We start from the raw sequence: 14952 nt of genomic DNA on the forward strand, positions 1-14952 counted from the left end.
GGTGCCCGTCCGGGACCCCCCGCCACACCTCCTGGGGGTGTGGCGGAGGTCGCTTCCGTATCGTGGCCGCGTGCCCGTCGTCCGTCATCTCGCGCTCGCCCTCGGGGTGACCGCCCTCGCCGTGGGCATCGGCGTCGCCGTCTCCGACGTCCCCGAGGACACCGCGCCGGCCACGGTGGAGCCGAGCGTGCCGCTCACCGACGTCGACACGACCGAGCTGGTGGCGCAGCGGGCGGCCTTCTGCGACGCCCTCCCCGGGGCCGCCGTGACCGAGGCCCTCGGGGGCGATCCCGTCGACGAGGCCTCCTACGGCAGCGGCGACCGCGCCGCGCTGACCGACCGCGTCGAGGACGTGTCCCACGAGTTCAGCTGCTCGTGGCGGGGCGAGGACGGCACGGTGGCCCGCGCCTGGCTGTTCGTGCCCCCGGTGACCCCGGCGACCGCGGACTCGCTGGTCGCCTCGGCCCGCAGGGCCAAGGGCTGCACCCCCGACCCCGGCGCCCCGGCGTACGGCGTGCCCTCGCTGGCGCTCGCCTGCGAGCAGGCCGGCGTGCGGACGCAGTCCTACCGCGGCCTGTTCGGCGACGCGTGGCTCACCTGCGAGCTCTCCGCGCCCACGACCACCCCCGCCGCCGCGAGCCCCGAGGCCCTGACCGACCGGGCCGGCCGGTGGTGCGTCAGCGTGGCGTCGGCCGTCGAGGTCGCCGGCTGACCGGACCTCCTCCGGCCGGGCGGACACGCCCACCTGGCGGGACGGCGTGACTTCTTTGACTTGTATGTGTATTAATTTGCTGGACTTTAGTTACTTCAGCCAAGGAGACACATGCACCCCCGACGCCCCCTGCACCTGCGCGGACCACGCCGACGCACCCGCACGACCGTGGCGCTCGCCTCGGCCCTGCTCCTGGCCCTGACCGCCTGCTCGAGCGAGGACGCCGGGCCGGAGCTGGAGCTCAGCGCCGCCGTGCCCGACGAGGTCCCCGACGGGACCGTGCTCCGGGTCGGGGACCCGGCGACCGAGGTCGCCCTCGAGCTCTCCGGCCTCGACGAGGAGCTGGAGGGCATCGACATCGAGTGGGCCAACATCTCCGGCGGGCCCAAGACCCTCGAGGCGTTCCGCGCCGACGCGCTCGACGTGGGCGCGGTCGCGGACATCCCACCGCTGTTCGCGCAGTGGACGGGCACCGACGTCAAGATCGTGGCCGCCCGCGAGACCGTCGACCCGCTCGAGCACCCGACGTACGAGCTCGGCGTCGCCCCGGGCGTGGACGTGAAGGAGCTGTCCGACCTCGAGGGCAAGACCATCGCCTACTCCCCCGGCCAGGCCCAGGGCGCGCTCGTGCTGCGGGTGCTGGCCGAGGCCGGCCTGACCCAGGACGACGTCGAGCTGGTCGAGATGGCCAGCGTCGACGACGTCTACGTCAACGCGCTCGGCAGCAAGCAGGTCGAGGTCGCCCCGCTCGGGCAGGCGCTGGCGGCGCCGTACCTCGCCAAGTACGGCGACGACGGCGGCACCACCATCGCCCCCGGCGTGCGCGACGACTGGTGGACGCTCTACGCGCCGGTCGAGACCGTCAAGGACGCCGCCAAGGCCGCCGCGCTGAAGAAGTACGTGGCCGTGTGGGCCGAGGCCGCGCAGTGGATCTCCGAGCACCCCGACGAGTTCGCCCAGGGCTACTACGTCGAGCACGAGGGCCTGCCGCTCGAGGACGCGAAGGCGATCGTCGAGGCGCTCGGCACCTACTCGGTCCCGACCAGCTGGGACCAGGTCATCGAGGCCCACCAGGCCACCGCCGACCTCCTGGCCGAGGAGCAGGGCCACGACGAGCTCGACGTCGAGGACCTGTGGGACCGGCGCTACGAGGAGGCCATCGCGGCCGCGGTCGGGGGCACCTCGTGACCGCGGTGCTGACGGCCCCGGCCGAGCTCCCCGCCGTCGACGACGCCCGCGTCGTACGCCGCCGGGTCGGCCCGGGCCGCCGGGTGCCGTTCGCCACCCTGGTGGGTCCGCTGCTGCTCCTCGCCCTGTGGTTTCTCGGCTCGGCGACGGGGCTCATCGCCCCCGAGACGCTCAGCGAGCCGTGGACCGTCGTCACGGCGTTCCAGACGCTGATCGAGGACGGCCGGCTGCAGGAGAACCTGCTCACCTCCGCCACCCGCGCAGGCCTGGGCCTCGCCCTCGGGGTGGCCGTGGGGGCCGGGCTGGCCATCCTGTCGGGCCTGTCCCGCCTGGGCGAGGCCGTCATCGACGGGCCCGTGCAGATCAAGCGGTCCATCCCCAGCCTGGCGCTGATCCCGCTGCTGATCCTGTGGTTCGGGATCGGAGAGCAGATGAAGATCCTCACGATCGCGCTCGGCGTGCTGGTGCCGATCTACATCCACACCCACAACGGCCTGCGCGGCATCGACGGTCGCTACGCCGAGCTGGCCCAGACCGTGGACATCCGGCGCAGCGAGTTCATCCGCAGCGTCGTGCTGCCCGGTGCGCTGCCCGGCTTCCTGCTCGGCCTGCGCTTCGCGGTGACCTCGGCGCTGCTGGCGCTCGTCGTGGTCGAGCAGGTCAACTCCACGAGCGGCATCGGCCACATGATCACTCTCGCCTCGAGCTACGGCCAGACCGACGTCATCGTCGTCGGGCTGGTCCTCTACGCGGTGCTCGGCCTGGTCGCCGACACCACGCTGCGCATCATCGAGCGAAAGGCACTGACATGGCGACGCACCCTGGAGGGCTGACCCCCTCGAGCGCCCCGGACGGCACCGCCGTACGGGTGCGCGACCTCACTCGCAGCTTCAGCGAGGCCGGAGGCGTGCTCGACGGCCTCGACCTCGACATCGCCCAGGGCGAGTTCGTGGCCCTGATCGGCCGCAGCGGGAGCGGCAAGAGCACGCTGCTGCGGGCGCTGGCCGGGCTCGACCGCGACGTCAGCGGCGCGGGCACGGTCGACGTACCCGACAGCGTCTCGGTGGTCTTCCAGGACTCCCGCCTGCTGCCGTGGAAGCGAGTCCTGGACAACGTGACGTTCGGCCTGCGCGGCAAGGGGGCGACCGAGCGGGGGCGTACGGCGCTCGCCGAGGTCGGCCTCGAGGGCCGGGAGCGGGCGTGGCCGCACGAGCTCTCCGGCGGCGAGCAGCAGCGCGCCGCGCTGGCGCGCTCGCTGGTCCGGGAGCCGCGGCTGCTCCTGGCCGACGAGCCCTTCGGCGCCCTCGACGCCCTCACCCGGATCCGGATGCACGTGCTGCTGCGGCGCCTGTGCGAGGCGCACCGGCCCGCCGTGCTGCTGGTCACCCACGACGTCGACGAGGCGATCGTCCTGGCCGACCGGGTGATCGTGCTCGACGACGGCGTCGTCGCCTCCGACATCCGGGTGGAGCTGGCGGGCCGCCGGTCCCAGGCCGACCCCGAGTTCGCGGCGCTGCGCGCCCGGCTGCTCGCCCAGCTCGGCGTCGAGGACGACCACGAGGCGCCGGTCTCCCGGCGCGCCCCCTCCCACCTCGACCGGAGAGCCGCCTCATGACCCTGCACCTCAACCTGTTCATCTACCCCGGCGGGCACCACGAGGCCGCCTGGCGCTACCCCGGCTCGGAGCCCGAGCGGGTGCTCGACGTCGGCTACTACCAGGCGCTGGCCCAGCGGGCGGAGCACGAGAGGCTCGACGGGATCTTCTTCGCCGACGGTCCCGCCCTGGCCGAGAACATCCGCTACGCCGCGCGGATCAAGCCCGAGCCGCTTACCCTGCTCTCGGCCATCGCCGCGGTCACCGAGCGCATCGGGCTGATCGGGACCGCCTCGACGACGTACAACGACCCCTACAACCTGGCACGCCAGTTCTCCTCGCTCGACCACATCAGCGGCGGTCGGGCCGGGTGGAACATCGTGACCACCGGGGCGGCCAGCGCGGCGCAGAACTTCGGGCTCGGCGAGCACCCCGTCCACGCCGAGCGCTACGCCCGCGCCGACGAGTTCCTCGAGGTCGTGACCAAGCTCTGGGACAGCTGGGAGGACGGCGCGCTGGTGGCCGACGCCGGCAGCGGGCTGTTCGCCGACACCGACCGCGTCCACGCGATCGACCACGTCGGCCGGCACTTCTCGGTGTCCGGACCGCTCAACACCTCGCGCTCGCCGCAGGGACGCCCGGTCTACGTCCAGGCCGGCTCGTCCGAGGACGGGCGAGGCCTGGCCGCGCGCTGGGCCGAGGCGATCTTCACGGCCCACCAGACCCTGGACAGCGCGCAGGAGTTCTACGCCGACATCAAGCAGCGCGCCGCCCGGCTGGGCCGCGACCCGCGGCGGCTCAAGGTGCTGCCGGGCATCAGCCCGGTGATCGCGTCCACCACGCGCGAGGCCGAGGAGCTGCACGAGGAGCTGAACGCCCTGACCCAGCCCGAGTACTCGCTGCACCAGCTGCACCGGCTCACCGGGGCCGACCTGTCGTCGTACGACCTGGACGGGCCGTTCCCGCGCCACGTCGTCGACACCTCCGGCGAGCGCGGCGTCAACAGCCGCTCCCGGCTCGTGCTCGACATCGTCGACCGGGAGCAGCCGACCATCCGCCAGCTGCTGCACCGTCTCGCCGGCGCCCGCGGCCACCGCGTCGTGGTCGGGACGCCGGAGCACGTGGCTAACGAGATGCAGCGCTGGCACGAGGCCGGTGCCGCCGACGGCTTCAACGTCATGCCGCCGTGGCAGCCTGGCGGCTTCGAGGTGTTCGCCGACGAGGTGCTGCCGATCCTGCGCGACCGGGGGCTGTTCCGCCGGGAGTACGCCGGCAGCACGCTGCGCGAGCACCTCGGCCTGGACCGTCCTGACAGTCAGTACTCCCCCACCCACCAGCCCCGCCTGCCCCATCAGAAGGAGACGGCATGACCGACCTGACCAGCAGCGACTGGCGCCTGCTCGGCACCACCGGCGTCCGGGTCAGCCCGCTGACGCTGGGCGCCATGATGTTCGGCGCCATCGGCAACCCCGACCACGACGAGTCGATCCGGATCATCCACCGGGCCCTGGACGCCGGCATCAACGTCATCGACACCGCCGACGTCTACTCCCGCGGCGAGTCCGAGGAGATCGTGGGCAAGGCCCTCAAGGGGCGCCGCGACGACGTCGTGCTGGCGACCAAGTTCCACGGCGCCATGCACGACGACGACCCCAACCAGGGCGGCAACTCGCGGCGCTGGATCGTCCGCGAGGTCGAGAGCTCGCTGCGGCGGCTCCAGACCGACCACATCGACCTCTACCAGGTGCACCGGCCGCGCCCGGAGATCGACATCGACGAGACCCTCTCGGCGCTGTCGGACCTGGTCCACCAGGGCAAGATCCGCTACATCGGCACCTCGACGTTCCTGCCCTCGCAGGTCGTCGAGGCGCAGTGGGTCGCCGAGCGGCGCCACCGGGAGCGGCCCGTCACCGAGCAGCCGCCGTACTCGATCCTCGCGCGCGAGGTCGAGCGCGACCTGCTGCCGACGGCGCAGAAGCACGGACTCGGCGTGCTGCCCTGGAGCCCGCTCGCGGGCGGCTGGCTCTCCGGTCGGCACCGTCCCGGCGTCGAGGCCCCGACCTCGTCGCGGCTCCAGCGGCAGCCCGGCCGGCACGACCCCTCGTCGCCGGAGAACGCCCGCAAGCTCGAGGCCGTGCACGCGCTCCAGGAGCTGGCCGACGAGGCCGGCCTCTCGCTGATCCACCTGGCGCTGGCCTTCGTGCTCGAGCACCCGGCGGTCTCGTCCGCGATCATCGGCCCGCGCACCCTCGAGCAGCTCGAGTCGCAGCTCGGCGTCGAGAAGGTGTCGCTGACGCAGGACGTCCTGGACCGGATCGACGAGATCGTGCCTCCGGGCACCACGATCAACGAGGCCGACCGCGGTTACGCACCGCCGGCCCTCACCGAGGCCCGGCAGCGGCGGCGCTCCTCACGCTGAGCGCACCGGCGGTGGAGGGCCGACGACGACCGTCCCGAGACCGCACGAGCCCGCCGACCCCGTGGGGAGTCGGCGGGCTCGTGGCACGTCAGGGGCTAGTTGGCCTCGGCCTTGTCGGACCCGCGGCGCCAGCGGATGCCGGCCTCGAGGAAGCCGTCCAGGTCGCCGTCGAAGACCGCCGTGGGGTTGCCGACCTCGTAGCCCGTGCGCAGGTCCTTGACGACCTGGTAGGGGTTGAGGACGTAGTTGCGCATCTGGTCGCCCCAGCTGGCCTGGACGTCGCCGCGCAGGCCGTCGAGGTGGGCCTTCTCCTCGGCCTTCTTCAGCGCCAGGAGCTTGGCCTTGAGCACGACCATGGCGCTGGCCTTGTTCTGCAGCTGGCTCTTCTCGTTCTGGCAGGACACGACGGTGCCGGTCGGGATGTGCGTCAGCCGGACCGCGGAGTCGGTGGTGTTGACCGACTGACCGCCGGGGCCACCGGAGCGATAGACGTCGACGCGGATCTCCTCGTCGGGGACCTCGATCTCGTCGGTCTGCTCGAGCACCGGGACGACCTCGACCGCGGCGAAGCTGGTCTGGCGCCGGCCCTGGTTGTCGAAGGGGCTGATCCGCACCAGGCGGTGGGTGCCGGCCTCGACGCTCAGCGTGCCGTAGGCGTAGGGCGCGTGGATCGCGAACGTCGCCGACTTGAGGCCGGCTTCCTCGGCGTAGGAGGTCTCGTAGACCTCGACCGGGTAGTCGTGCTGCTCGGCCCAGCGGACATACATCCGCATCAGCGTCTCGGCGAAGTCGGCGGCGTCGACGCCGCCGGCGCCCGCGCGAATGCTGACCAGCGCCTCACGCGGGTCGTACTCGCCGTTGAGCAGCGTGCGGACCTCGAGCCGCTCGACGGCCTGCTTGATCCTGCCGAGCTCGCGCTCGGCGTCGGCCAGGGAGTCGGCGTCACCCTCCTCGGTGGCCAGCTCGACCATGATCTCGAGGTCCTCGATGCGGCTGATCAGCGCGGCGAAGCGGTCGACCTCGCCCTGGAGCGCGGAGAGCCGCCCGGTGACCCGGGTCGCGTTGGCCTGGTCGTCCCACAGGTCGGGCGCCGCCACCTGCTCGCCGAGGTCGGCGATCTCGACGCGCATGTTGTCGATGTCGAGCACCTGCTCGATGGTGTGCATCGTCGCCTGGAGCTGCTTGATCTCGGAGTCGTAATCAGGTCCTGCCACGCTGACCAACATTACGTCACCCAGCCGCAAGGCTAGTCACCGTCGACCGCGACCCCGTCTTGGCGCAGGGAGCGGACCATGCTCGTCAGGCTCCGGAAGGCGTCCGACCGCTCGGTCTCGGTCATCCCGGCCAGCATCCGGTCCTCCACGGAGCGCACCGCCGCACTCGCCTTCGCGAGGCTCCCCCGGCCGCGCGGCGTGAGCCGCGTGGGGAGCACCTTGCCGACCGCCGCCTCGGCGGGCCGGCTCACCTGGCCCTCACGCTCGAGGTGCTGGAGCAGCGTGTTCATCGACTGCCGGGTCACGAAGGCGCCGCGCGCGAGCTCCGAGCCGGACAGTCCCGGGCGTTGGGCCAGCAGCTCGAGGCAGGAGTAGTGCGTGATCGTCATCCCCAGCGGTCTCAGCACGTCCTCCATCGCGGCGCGCAGGGCGCTGGCGGCCTCCTTGAGCAGGTAGCCGAGGGAGGTCTCGAGGTCGATGGCGGTCCCGTCTTGCTCCATGTCAGAAGTCTGACATACTGTCGCCATGTCAGAAACCTGACACACCTTCGACCAGGAGCGCCCATGCCCGTCACCGGCCCCGACTTCATCTCCCTCCAGACGCGCGACCTCGCCGCCTCGCAGGCCTTCTACGAGCAGTACCTCGGTCTCGTCCGCTCACCCGCAGGTCCGCCGCACGCCGTCGTCTTCCAGACCGAGCCGATCGCCTTCGCCCTGCGCGACCTCACGCCCGGCACCGACCTCTCGTCGGTGGCCCAGCCCGGCCTCGGCGCGGCGATCTGGCTGCACGCCACCGACGTCCAGGACATCCACGACGCGCTCGTCGCCGGCGGCCACCCCATCGTCTCGGCGCCGATCGACGGTCCCTTCGGCCGCACCTTCACCCTCGCCGACCCCGATGGCTACCACGTGACCCTCCACGACCGCGCCTGACCGAGCCACCGTGGGTCGAGGCGGGTGCGCCAGCAACCGTCTCGACACCCGCGCCCCGGCGGGGTGGTTTCGAGGCTCGCTGCGCTCGCACCTCAACCACCGGAAGCGATCCCACGGCACCGCTGGTCGAGCAGCGAGCGCCAGCGAGCGCCCGTCGAGACCCCCGCACCCGGGCGGCCGCCTCAAGTCACGGGGTCTCGACGGGCGCTCGACCGCCGGAGCGTGGCTCGCTCGCTCGTTGGTTGAGGAGGTTGCGCAGCAACCGTCTCGAAACCAACCCCAACCGGTGGTCGAGCAGCGAGCGCCCGTCGAGACCCCCGCACCCGACCGCCTGCCCCCGGGCGCTCGACCACCGGAGCGTGGTTTCGAGGCTCGCTGCGCTCGCACCTCGACCACCGAGACCGGCGTCGGAGGTGTCCACGGGTGACGCGGCCCACACCACGAGGGCGCCGGTCCTCATAGGGTGGCGGCCATGTTCTCCAAGGTCCTGGTCGCCAACCGCGGCGAGATCGCCATCCGTGCCTTCCGGGCGGCCTACGAGCTGGGCGCGCGCACCGTCGCGGTGTTCCCGCACGAGGACCGCTGGTCCGAGCACCGGCTGAAGGCCGACGAGGCCTACGAGATCGGCGAGCGGGGGCACCCGGTGCGGGCCTACCTCGACCCCGAGGCCATCGTCGCGGTCGCGGTGAAGGCCGGGGCCGACGCGGTCTACCCCGGCTACGGGTTCCTCTCGGAGAACCCCGCGCTCGCGGAGGCGTGCGCGAACGCCGGGATCACGTTCATCGGCCCGACCTCCGACGTGCTGACCCTGACCGGCAACAAGGCCCGCGCGATCGCCGCGGCCAAGGCCGCCGGGGTGCCGACGCTCGCCAGCGTGGAGCCGTCGACCGACGTCGACGCGCTGGTGGAGTCGGCGCAGCAGCTCCCCTACCCGCTCTTCGTGAAGGCGGTCGCCGGCGGCGGCGGGCGCGGGATGCGCCGCGTCGACGACCCGAAGGACCTGCGCGAGGCCGTCGAGACCTGCATGCGCGAGGGCGAGGGCGCCTTCGGCGACCCCACCGTCTTCATCGAGCAGGCCGTCGTCGAGCCGCGCCACATCGAGGTCCAGATCCTCGCCGACGGCGAGGGGAACGTGATCCACCTCTTCGAGCGCGACTGCTCGGTGCAGCGCCGCCACCAGAAGGTCGTCGAGATCGCGCCCGCGCCCAACCTCGACCCCGCGATCCGCGAGCGGATGTGCGCCGACGCGGTGCGGTTCGCGACCGAGATCGGCTACCGCAACGCCGGCACGGTGGAGTTCCTGCTCGACCCGCACGGCAACTACGTCTTCATCGAGATGAACCCCCGGATCCAGGTCGAGCACACCGTGACCGAGGAGGTCACCGACGTCGACCTGGTGCAGTCGCAGCTGCGCATCGCCTCCGGCGAGACCCTGGCCGACCTCGGTCTGTCCCAGGACTCGATCCAGCTGCGCGGCGCGGCGCTGCAGTGCCGCATCACCACCGAGGACCCCGCCAACAACTTCCGTCCCGACACCGGCGTCATCACCACCTACCGCTCCCCCGGCGGCGGGGGCGTTCGCCTGGACGGCGGTACGACGTACACCGGCGCGGAGGTCTCCGCGCACTTCGACTCGATGCTGGCCAAGCTGACCTGCCGCGGCCGCACGTTCGACATCGCCGTGCAGAAGGCTCGGCGCGCGGTGGCGGAGTTCCGCATCCGCGGAGTGTCCACGAACATCGCCTTCCTGCAGGCGGTGCTGGCCGACCCCGACTTCGCCGGCGGCAACATCACCACCTCGTTCATCGAGACGCACCCCCAGCTCCTCCAGGCGCGCGCCAGCGGCGACCGCGGCACCAAGCTGCTCACCTACCTCGCCGACGTCACGGTCAACCAGCCGCACGGTCCGGCGCCGGTGACGCTCGACCCGGCGAGCAAGCTGCCCGAGGTCAACCTCGACGTGCCCGCCCCCGACGGCACCCGCCAGCTGCTGCTCGAGCTCGGCCCGGAGGCCTTCGCCCGCCGGCTGCGCGAGCAGAGCACCGTGGCCGTCACCGACACGACCTTCCGCGACGCCCACCAGTCGCTGCTGGCCACCCGGGTGCGCACCCGCGACCTGACGGCGGTCGCCGGGCACGTCGCGCGCACGACGCCGCAGCTGTGGTCGGTCGAGGCCTGGGGCGGGGCGACGTACGACGTCGCGCTGCGGTTCCTGTCCGAGGACCCGTGGGAGCGGCTCGACAAGCTGCGCCAGTCGATCCCCAACATCTGCCTGCAGATGCTGCTGCGCGGACGCAACACGGTCGGCTACACGCCGTACCCGACGGCCGTCACGGACGCCTTCGTCCACGAGGCCGCGGCCACGGGCATCGACGTGTTCCGGATCTTCGACGCGCTCAACGACGTGGAGCAGATGCGCCCGGCCATCGAGGCCGTGCGCGCCACCGGCACCACCGTCGCCGAGGTCGCGCTCTGCTACACCGGCGACCTGTCCGACCCGGGCGAGAAGCTCTACACGCTCGACTACTACCTCGAGCTGGCCGGGCGCATCGTCGACGCGGGCGCGCACGTGCTCGCCATCAAGGACATGGCCGGGCTGTTGCGCGCCCCGGCCGCGCGCACGCTGGTGACGGCGCTGCGGCGCGAGTTCGACCTGCCGGTGCACCTGCACACCCACGACACCCCCGGCGGTCAGCTCGGCACGCTGCTGGCCGCGATCGACGCGGGCGTCGACGCGGTGGACGCCGCCAGCGCCTCGATGGCCGGGACGACGTCGCAGCCGCCGCTGTCGGCGCTGGTCTCCGCCACCGACCACTCCGACCGCGAGACCGGGCTGTCGCTGGCCGCGGTCAACGCGCTGGAGCCCTACTGGGAGGCGACCCGTCGCGTCTACGCCCCGTTCGAGTCCGGCCTGCCGGCGCCCACCGGCCGCGTCTACCGCCACGAGATCCCGGGCGGGCAGCTCTCCAACCTGCGCCAGCAGGCGATCGCACTCGGTCTGGGCGAGAAGTTCGAGCAGGTCGAGGACATGTACGCCGCGGCCAACGACATCCTGGGCAACGTCGTCAAGGTGACGCCGTCCTCCAAGGTGGTGGGCGACCTGGCCCTCGCCCTCGTCGGTCTCGGCGCCGACCCGGCGGAGTTCGCCGACGACCCGGGGAGGTTCGACATCCCCGACTCGGTCATCGGCTTCCTCAACGGCGAGCTCGGCGACCCCCCGGGCGGCTGGCCCGAGCCGTTCCGCACCAAGGCGCTCGCCGGCCGCTCCTACACGCCCCCGAGCGAGGAGCTCACCGACGCGCAGGCGGCCGGCCTCGACGGCGCCCAGCCCAGCCGTCGCCAGACGCTCAACGAGCTGCTCTTCCCCGGTCCGACGAAGACCTTCGCCGAGGGCCGCCAGACCTACGGCGACGTGTCGGTCCTGCCGACGCTCGACTACCTCTACGGGCTGCGGCGCGGTGAGGAGCACGAGGTCGAGCTCGAGGAGGGGGTCACCCTGCTCCTGGGCCTGCAGGCGATCGGCGAGCCCGACGAGCGCGGCTACCGCAGCGTCATGGCCACGATCAACGGCCAGATGCGCCCGATCAGCATCCGCGACACCTCCGTGGCCTCCCAGGTCGCGGCCGCCGAGAAGGCCGACACCTCCAAGCCCGGCCACGTCGCGGCGCCGTTCCAGGGCGCGGTGACGATCGTCGTCGAGGAGGGCGCCACGGTCTCGGCCGGCGACACCGTGGCGACCATCGAGGCGATGAAGATGGAGGCCTCGATCACCGCCCCGGTCGACGGGACCGTGCAGCGGGTCGCCCTGAGCGGCACGCAGTCGGTCGAGGGCGGCGACCTGGTGATGGTCCTCGGCTAGGCCACCGGGCCCGGGTCAGGCCCGCAGCGCCACCGGCTCGCCTCGGTAGCGCTCCAGGCTGCGGCGCACGTCGTCCGACAGCGTCCAGGACGACTGGACGCCGTGGTCCCACAGGACCAGCGCGGTCTCGGCGACCAGGGCCGGCTCGTGCCCCGGCTCGACGCGCACCTCGGTCGCGACGCTGAACGACGAGCCCCCCACCCGGCTCACCCAGATCCGCACCAGGAACGGCTGGAACGGCGCGAACCGCATCTCGGCGTGGTAGTCGACGCGCTGCGACCCGACCAGCTCGACGACGCCGCTCGGGACGTCGGCCAGGAGTCCCGGCGTCGTGTCGGGACCGCCACCCAGCGGCGCGAAGCGCAGGAACTGGATCCGCGCCTCGTCGATCAGCCGGATCGCCTCGACGTTGTCGACGTGACCGCCGAGGTTGACGTCGCGGTAGCGCGCCTGGATCTCGCAGTCGAACACCTCAGCCATGGGCGGCATCCTCGCAGCCCCATGCCCGCCGCCGGCCGGCGCCCGACAGTGGCGTCAGCGGGCGGCGACGCGGAAGGTCAGCCAGGTGGAGCGCAGCCCCAGCCGGGAGCGGAAGGTGTCGCCGGAGACGACGACCCTGCCCTTGCTGCCGGTGAGCGTCAGCGAGCGCACGCGCCCGCCCCACTCGCCGTTGCCGTCGCGCCGGGTCACCGCGATGCCGGTCAGGTCGCCGACCGACGGCCACGCGCGCTCGACGGCGGTGTCGGCGAGGCGCAGGCTCCAGTCGTGGACGGGGTTGCCCGCCCAGTCGTCGTAGGGATCCTCCAGCGCGGCGAGATAGGGCATCGAGCCGGCGGAGGTCCAGCCTCCGCTGCTGGAGGCGAACTGGGTGAAGGCCGGCGCGCCGCGGTGGGTCAGCACCTGCCCCGCGGTGGCCGCGATCGCGGCGTTCGATGCCGGGTGCTCCGCCGCGTGACCGCCGTAGACCTGGCAGGAGGTGGTGTCGCACAGCCGCCCGCCCGTCCGGTGCGCCCGCTCGTACGTCGCGTAGGTGCGGGCGGCGACCGCCTGGGCGCGCACGGCCTCGGGGCTCCAGGAGGCCGGCATCTCCAGCGGGACGACCCCGCGCAGGTAGGCCTCCAGGGTGAGGGTGTTGACCGTGTCGCGCGCCTTCGAGCCGCGGGCGACCGCGGTGGCCTGGAGCCGTCCGCGGTAGGAACGCAGGCCTGCGGGGGTGACCAGCGTGATCGGGCGACCGCCCGCGGAGAGCTCGGCCTCCCCGCGCAGGTCGCGCCAGCGCCGCCAGCGGTCCGTCTTGAACAGCACCCGGTTGCGACCGGTCGCGGTGACGACGACGCGCCAGCGCTTCGCGCCGTTGGCCGGCAGCTCGACCGTGCCGCCGGCGGTGTCGCGCAGCCGAAGGCCGCGACGGCTCAGCACCTCGAGGTCGTCGCTGGTGTCGGCACTGATGACGACGCTGACGAGGCCCGCCGCCGTCCCCCAGCGGGTGCCGCGGTAGTAGAAGTCGAGGATCTGTCGGTGCGTGAGGCCGCGGCGGGCCGCGCCCTCGGCGCCGTACTGGGACATCCCGTGGCCGTGCCCGTAGCCGTGCCCGGTCAGCGTCAGCCAGGACCGGGTGGGGACCCGCCAGGAGTCGGCGGCGGTGGCCGCGGGGGCGAGGCCGACCACCAGGGCGAGCGTGAGCAGGCCGGCGGCGAGGCCGGTGGGACGGGTGCGCATGGGGGCTCCGGGACGTGACGGACGTGGCTCGAGATCACGCGAGTGAACGCGTGTGACCCCACATGGCACCACGCGTCCCAGGAGCCTGCAATCGCTCCGTGCGAACTACAGATCGGTAGTTCAGCCGACGCGCAGCGTGAACCAGGTCGAGTAGAGCCCCATGCGGAACCGGAAGTCGTCACCAGACACCACGACGATGCCGGTCGTGCCGCGCAGCGTGACCTTGCCGACCCGGCCGCCCCACTCGCCGTTGCCGTCGCGCTCCGAGGTCTCGATCGACGTCAGCTCGCCCACGCCGGGCCAGGCCTGCTCGATCTTGGCGTCGGTCACCCGGACGGTCCAGTCGTGGTAGTCGTTGCCGGCGAAGGCGTCGTAGGGGTCCTTCTTGGCGGGCAGGTAGGCGAAGGCGCCGCGCGAGGTCCAGCCGCCGCTGCTCGCGGAGAACTGGGCGAAGATCGGTCCTCCGCCCTTGGTCAGCACCTGCCGTCGGGTCGCGTCGATGGCCTTCGACGTCGCGCGCTGCTCGTCGGTCGCGCCGCCGTAGACCTGGCACTGGTCGGTGTCGCACAGCTGGTAGTGCCCGCGGCGCGAGTGCTTGCGCTCGTAGGCCGCGTAGGTGCGAGCGGCGACCGCCTGAGCGCGCAGGGCCTGCGGGTGCCAGTAGGACGGCACCTCGCGCGGCACGACGCCCTTGAGGTAGGAGTCGAGCGGCAGCACGTTGACGGTGTCGCGGTCCAGGCCGCGGCCCGTCGAGGCGGAGCGGAGGACGCCGCGGTAGGCGCGGCTGCCGCCGGCGAAGACCAGGCGGATGGGCTTGCCGCCCGCGGTGAACTCGGCGTCGCCGCGGACGGTGCGCAGCCGGCGCCAGCGTCCGGAGGTCTGGTAGTCCACGGCGCTGCGGCCGCCGGCGACCGGCACGATGCGCCAGCGCTTCGCGCGCGGTCGCGCCTGCGCGAGCCGGGTGGGCTTGCCGGCCTTGACCGGCCGGACGACCAGACCGCCGCGCGCAACGACCACGACGTCGCGGCTGGTGTCGGCGCTGATCAGCACCCGCACCTGGCCGCCGATCTTGCCCCAGCGCGTGCCCGGGTAGTAGAAGCGCGCGATCCTGCGGTAGCCCAGCCCCTTGGTCGCCGCGCGCTGGGCGCCGTACTGCGAGAGGCCGTGACCGTGCCCGTAGCCGTGGCCGACGACCGTGATGGTGGCACCGTCGGGCACCTGCCAGGTCGCGGCCGACGCGGGGCCGGACGGCATCAGGGTGGACAGCACGAGGGCCAGGGCGGCGAGGAGGGAGGTCCGAGAGAGCACCGGGTCA

13 protein-coding genes are annotated in these 14952 nt (G+C 72.9%); 8 read left to right on the forward strand and 5 right to left on the reverse strand.

What is annotated here, in order from left to right:
* Positions 1-70: 70 nt before the first annotated feature.
* The 6 genes from IRQ30_RS06095 (at position 71) to IRQ30_RS06120 (ending at position 5913) form a co-directional block, all read left to right on the forward strand.
* Positions 71-712, forward strand: a complete 642-nt coding sequence (locus tag IRQ30_RS06095) for a hypothetical protein (RefSeq protein WP_193612087.1) — start codon at positions 71-73, stop codon at positions 710-712.
* Between the two features lie 111 nt (positions 713-823).
* Entirely contained in the window at positions 824-1900 is a 1077-nt protein-coding gene (locus IRQ30_RS06100; RefSeq protein WP_193612088.1) for an ABC transporter substrate-binding protein, read from the forward strand.
* Positions 1897-2733 carry an ABC transporter permease subunit gene (locus tag IRQ30_RS06105; RefSeq protein WP_193612089.1) on the forward strand — a complete coding sequence of 279 codons (837 nt, stop codon included), beginning with the start codon at positions 1897-1899 and terminating at the stop codon, positions 2731-2733. Before IRQ30_RS06100 ends, IRQ30_RS06105 begins: the two co-directional genes overlap by 4 nt.
* Positions 2709-3515 (forward strand): ABC transporter ATP-binding protein, encoded by an 807-nt coding sequence (locus tag IRQ30_RS06110; RefSeq protein ID WP_193610259.1) that lies wholly within the window; start codon positions 2709-2711, stop codon positions 3513-3515. Before IRQ30_RS06105 ends, IRQ30_RS06110 begins: the two co-directional genes overlap by 25 nt.
* Entirely contained in the window at positions 3512-4864 is a 1353-nt protein-coding gene (locus IRQ30_RS06115) for an LLM class flavin-dependent oxidoreductase (protein ID WP_193612090.1), read from the forward strand. The genes IRQ30_RS06110 and IRQ30_RS06115 overlap by 4 nt, the downstream gene beginning before the upstream one ends.
* On the forward strand, positions 4861-5913 hold the full coding sequence (locus IRQ30_RS06120) for an aldo/keto reductase (protein ID WP_193610257.1): 1053 nt from the start codon (positions 4861-4863) through the stop codon (positions 5911-5913). The genes IRQ30_RS06115 and IRQ30_RS06120 overlap by 4 nt, the downstream gene beginning before the upstream one ends.
* 95 nt (positions 5914-6008) lie before the next feature.
* Here IRQ30_RS06120 and prfB read toward each other — a convergent pair whose 3' ends face one another.
* Together prfB and IRQ30_RS06130 are read right to left on the reverse strand one after the other, a co-directional pair.
* Entirely contained in the window at positions 6009-7127 is a 1119-nt protein-coding gene (gene prfB / locus IRQ30_RS06125) for a peptide chain release factor 2 (RefSeq protein WP_193610256.1), read from the reverse strand.
* A 32-nt stretch (positions 7128-7159) separates the two neighbouring features.
* Positions 7160-7627: a MarR family winged helix-turn-helix transcriptional regulator gene (locus IRQ30_RS06130; RefSeq protein ID WP_193612091.1), complete on the reverse strand. Its 468-nt coding sequence runs from the start codon at positions 7625-7627 to the stop codon at positions 7160-7162.
* Positions 7628-7690: 63 nt separating this feature from the next.
* Between IRQ30_RS06130 and IRQ30_RS06135 the strand changes: the two genes are divergently transcribed.
* The gene (locus IRQ30_RS06135) at positions 7691-8059 is read left to right on the forward strand and encodes a VOC family protein (RefSeq protein ID WP_193612092.1); all 369 of its coding nucleotides are present in this window, start codon (positions 7691-7693) and stop codon (positions 8057-8059) included.
* A 472-nt stretch (positions 8060-8531) separates the two neighbouring features.
* The gene (locus IRQ30_RS06140; RefSeq protein ID WP_193612093.1) at positions 8532-11918 is read left to right on the forward strand and encodes a pyruvate carboxylase; all 3387 of its coding nucleotides are present in this window, start codon (positions 8532-8534) and stop codon (positions 11916-11918) included.
* Positions 11919-11933: 15 nt separating this feature from the next.
* Here the strand turns inward: IRQ30_RS06140 and IRQ30_RS06145 are convergent, their stop codons facing one another.
* The 3 genes from IRQ30_RS06145 to IRQ30_RS06155 form a co-directional block, all read right to left on the reverse strand.
* Positions 11934-12398, reverse strand: a complete 465-nt coding sequence (locus tag IRQ30_RS06145; RefSeq protein WP_193612094.1) for an acyl-CoA thioesterase — start codon at positions 12396-12398, stop codon at positions 11934-11936.
* 54 nt (positions 12399-12452) lie between these two features.
* Entirely contained in the window at positions 12453-13637 is a 1185-nt protein-coding gene (locus tag IRQ30_RS06150; protein ID WP_193612095.1) for a SpoIID/LytB domain-containing protein, read from the reverse strand.
* Between the two features lie 120 nt (positions 13638-13757).
* Positions 13758-14945, reverse strand: coding sequence for a SpoIID/LytB domain-containing protein (locus tag IRQ30_RS06155; protein WP_193612096.1), 1188 nt, complete (start codon positions 14943-14945; stop codon positions 13758-13760).
* Between the last annotated feature and the right edge of the window lie 7 nt (positions 14946-14952).

The sequence above is a fragment of the Nocardioides lijunqiniae genome (assembly GCF_015024225.1).
Taxonomy (GTDB): domain Bacteria; phylum Actinomycetota; class Actinomycetes; order Propionibacteriales; family Nocardioidaceae; genus Nocardioides; species Nocardioides lijunqiniae.

Coding starts and splice junctions, on each gene's coding strand:
- IRQ30_RS06100 (WP_193612088.1), top strand. CDS start 824: ATGCACCCCCGACGCCCCCTGCACCTGCGCGGACCACGCCGACGCACC.
- IRQ30_RS06110 (WP_193610259.1), top strand. CDS start 2,709: ATGGCGACGCACCCTGGAGGGCTGACCCCCTCGAGCGCCCCGGACGGC.
- IRQ30_RS06115 (WP_193612090.1), top strand. CDS start 3,512: ATGACCCTGCACCTCAACCTGTTCATCTACCCCGGCGGGCACCACGAG.
- IRQ30_RS06120 (WP_193610257.1), top strand. CDS start 4,861: ATGACCGACCTGACCAGCAGCGACTGGCGCCTGCTCGGCACCACCGGC.
- IRQ30_RS06130 (WP_193612091.1), bottom strand. CDS start 7,627: ATGGAGCAAGACGGGACCGCCATCGACCTCGAGACCTCCCTCGGCTAC.
- IRQ30_RS06135 (WP_193612092.1), top strand. CDS start 7,691: ATGCCCGTCACCGGCCCCGACTTCATCTCCCTCCAGACGCGCGACCTC.
- IRQ30_RS06140 (WP_193612093.1), top strand. CDS start 8,532: ATGTTCTCCAAGGTCCTGGTCGCCAACCGCGGCGAGATCGCCATCCGT.
- IRQ30_RS06145 (WP_193612094.1), bottom strand. CDS start 12,398: ATGGCTGAGGTGTTCGACTGCGAGATCCAGGCGCGCTACCGCGACGTC.
- IRQ30_RS06150 (WP_193612095.1), bottom strand. CDS start 13,637: ATGCGCACCCGTCCCACCGGCCTCGCCGCCGGCCTGCTCACGCTCGCC.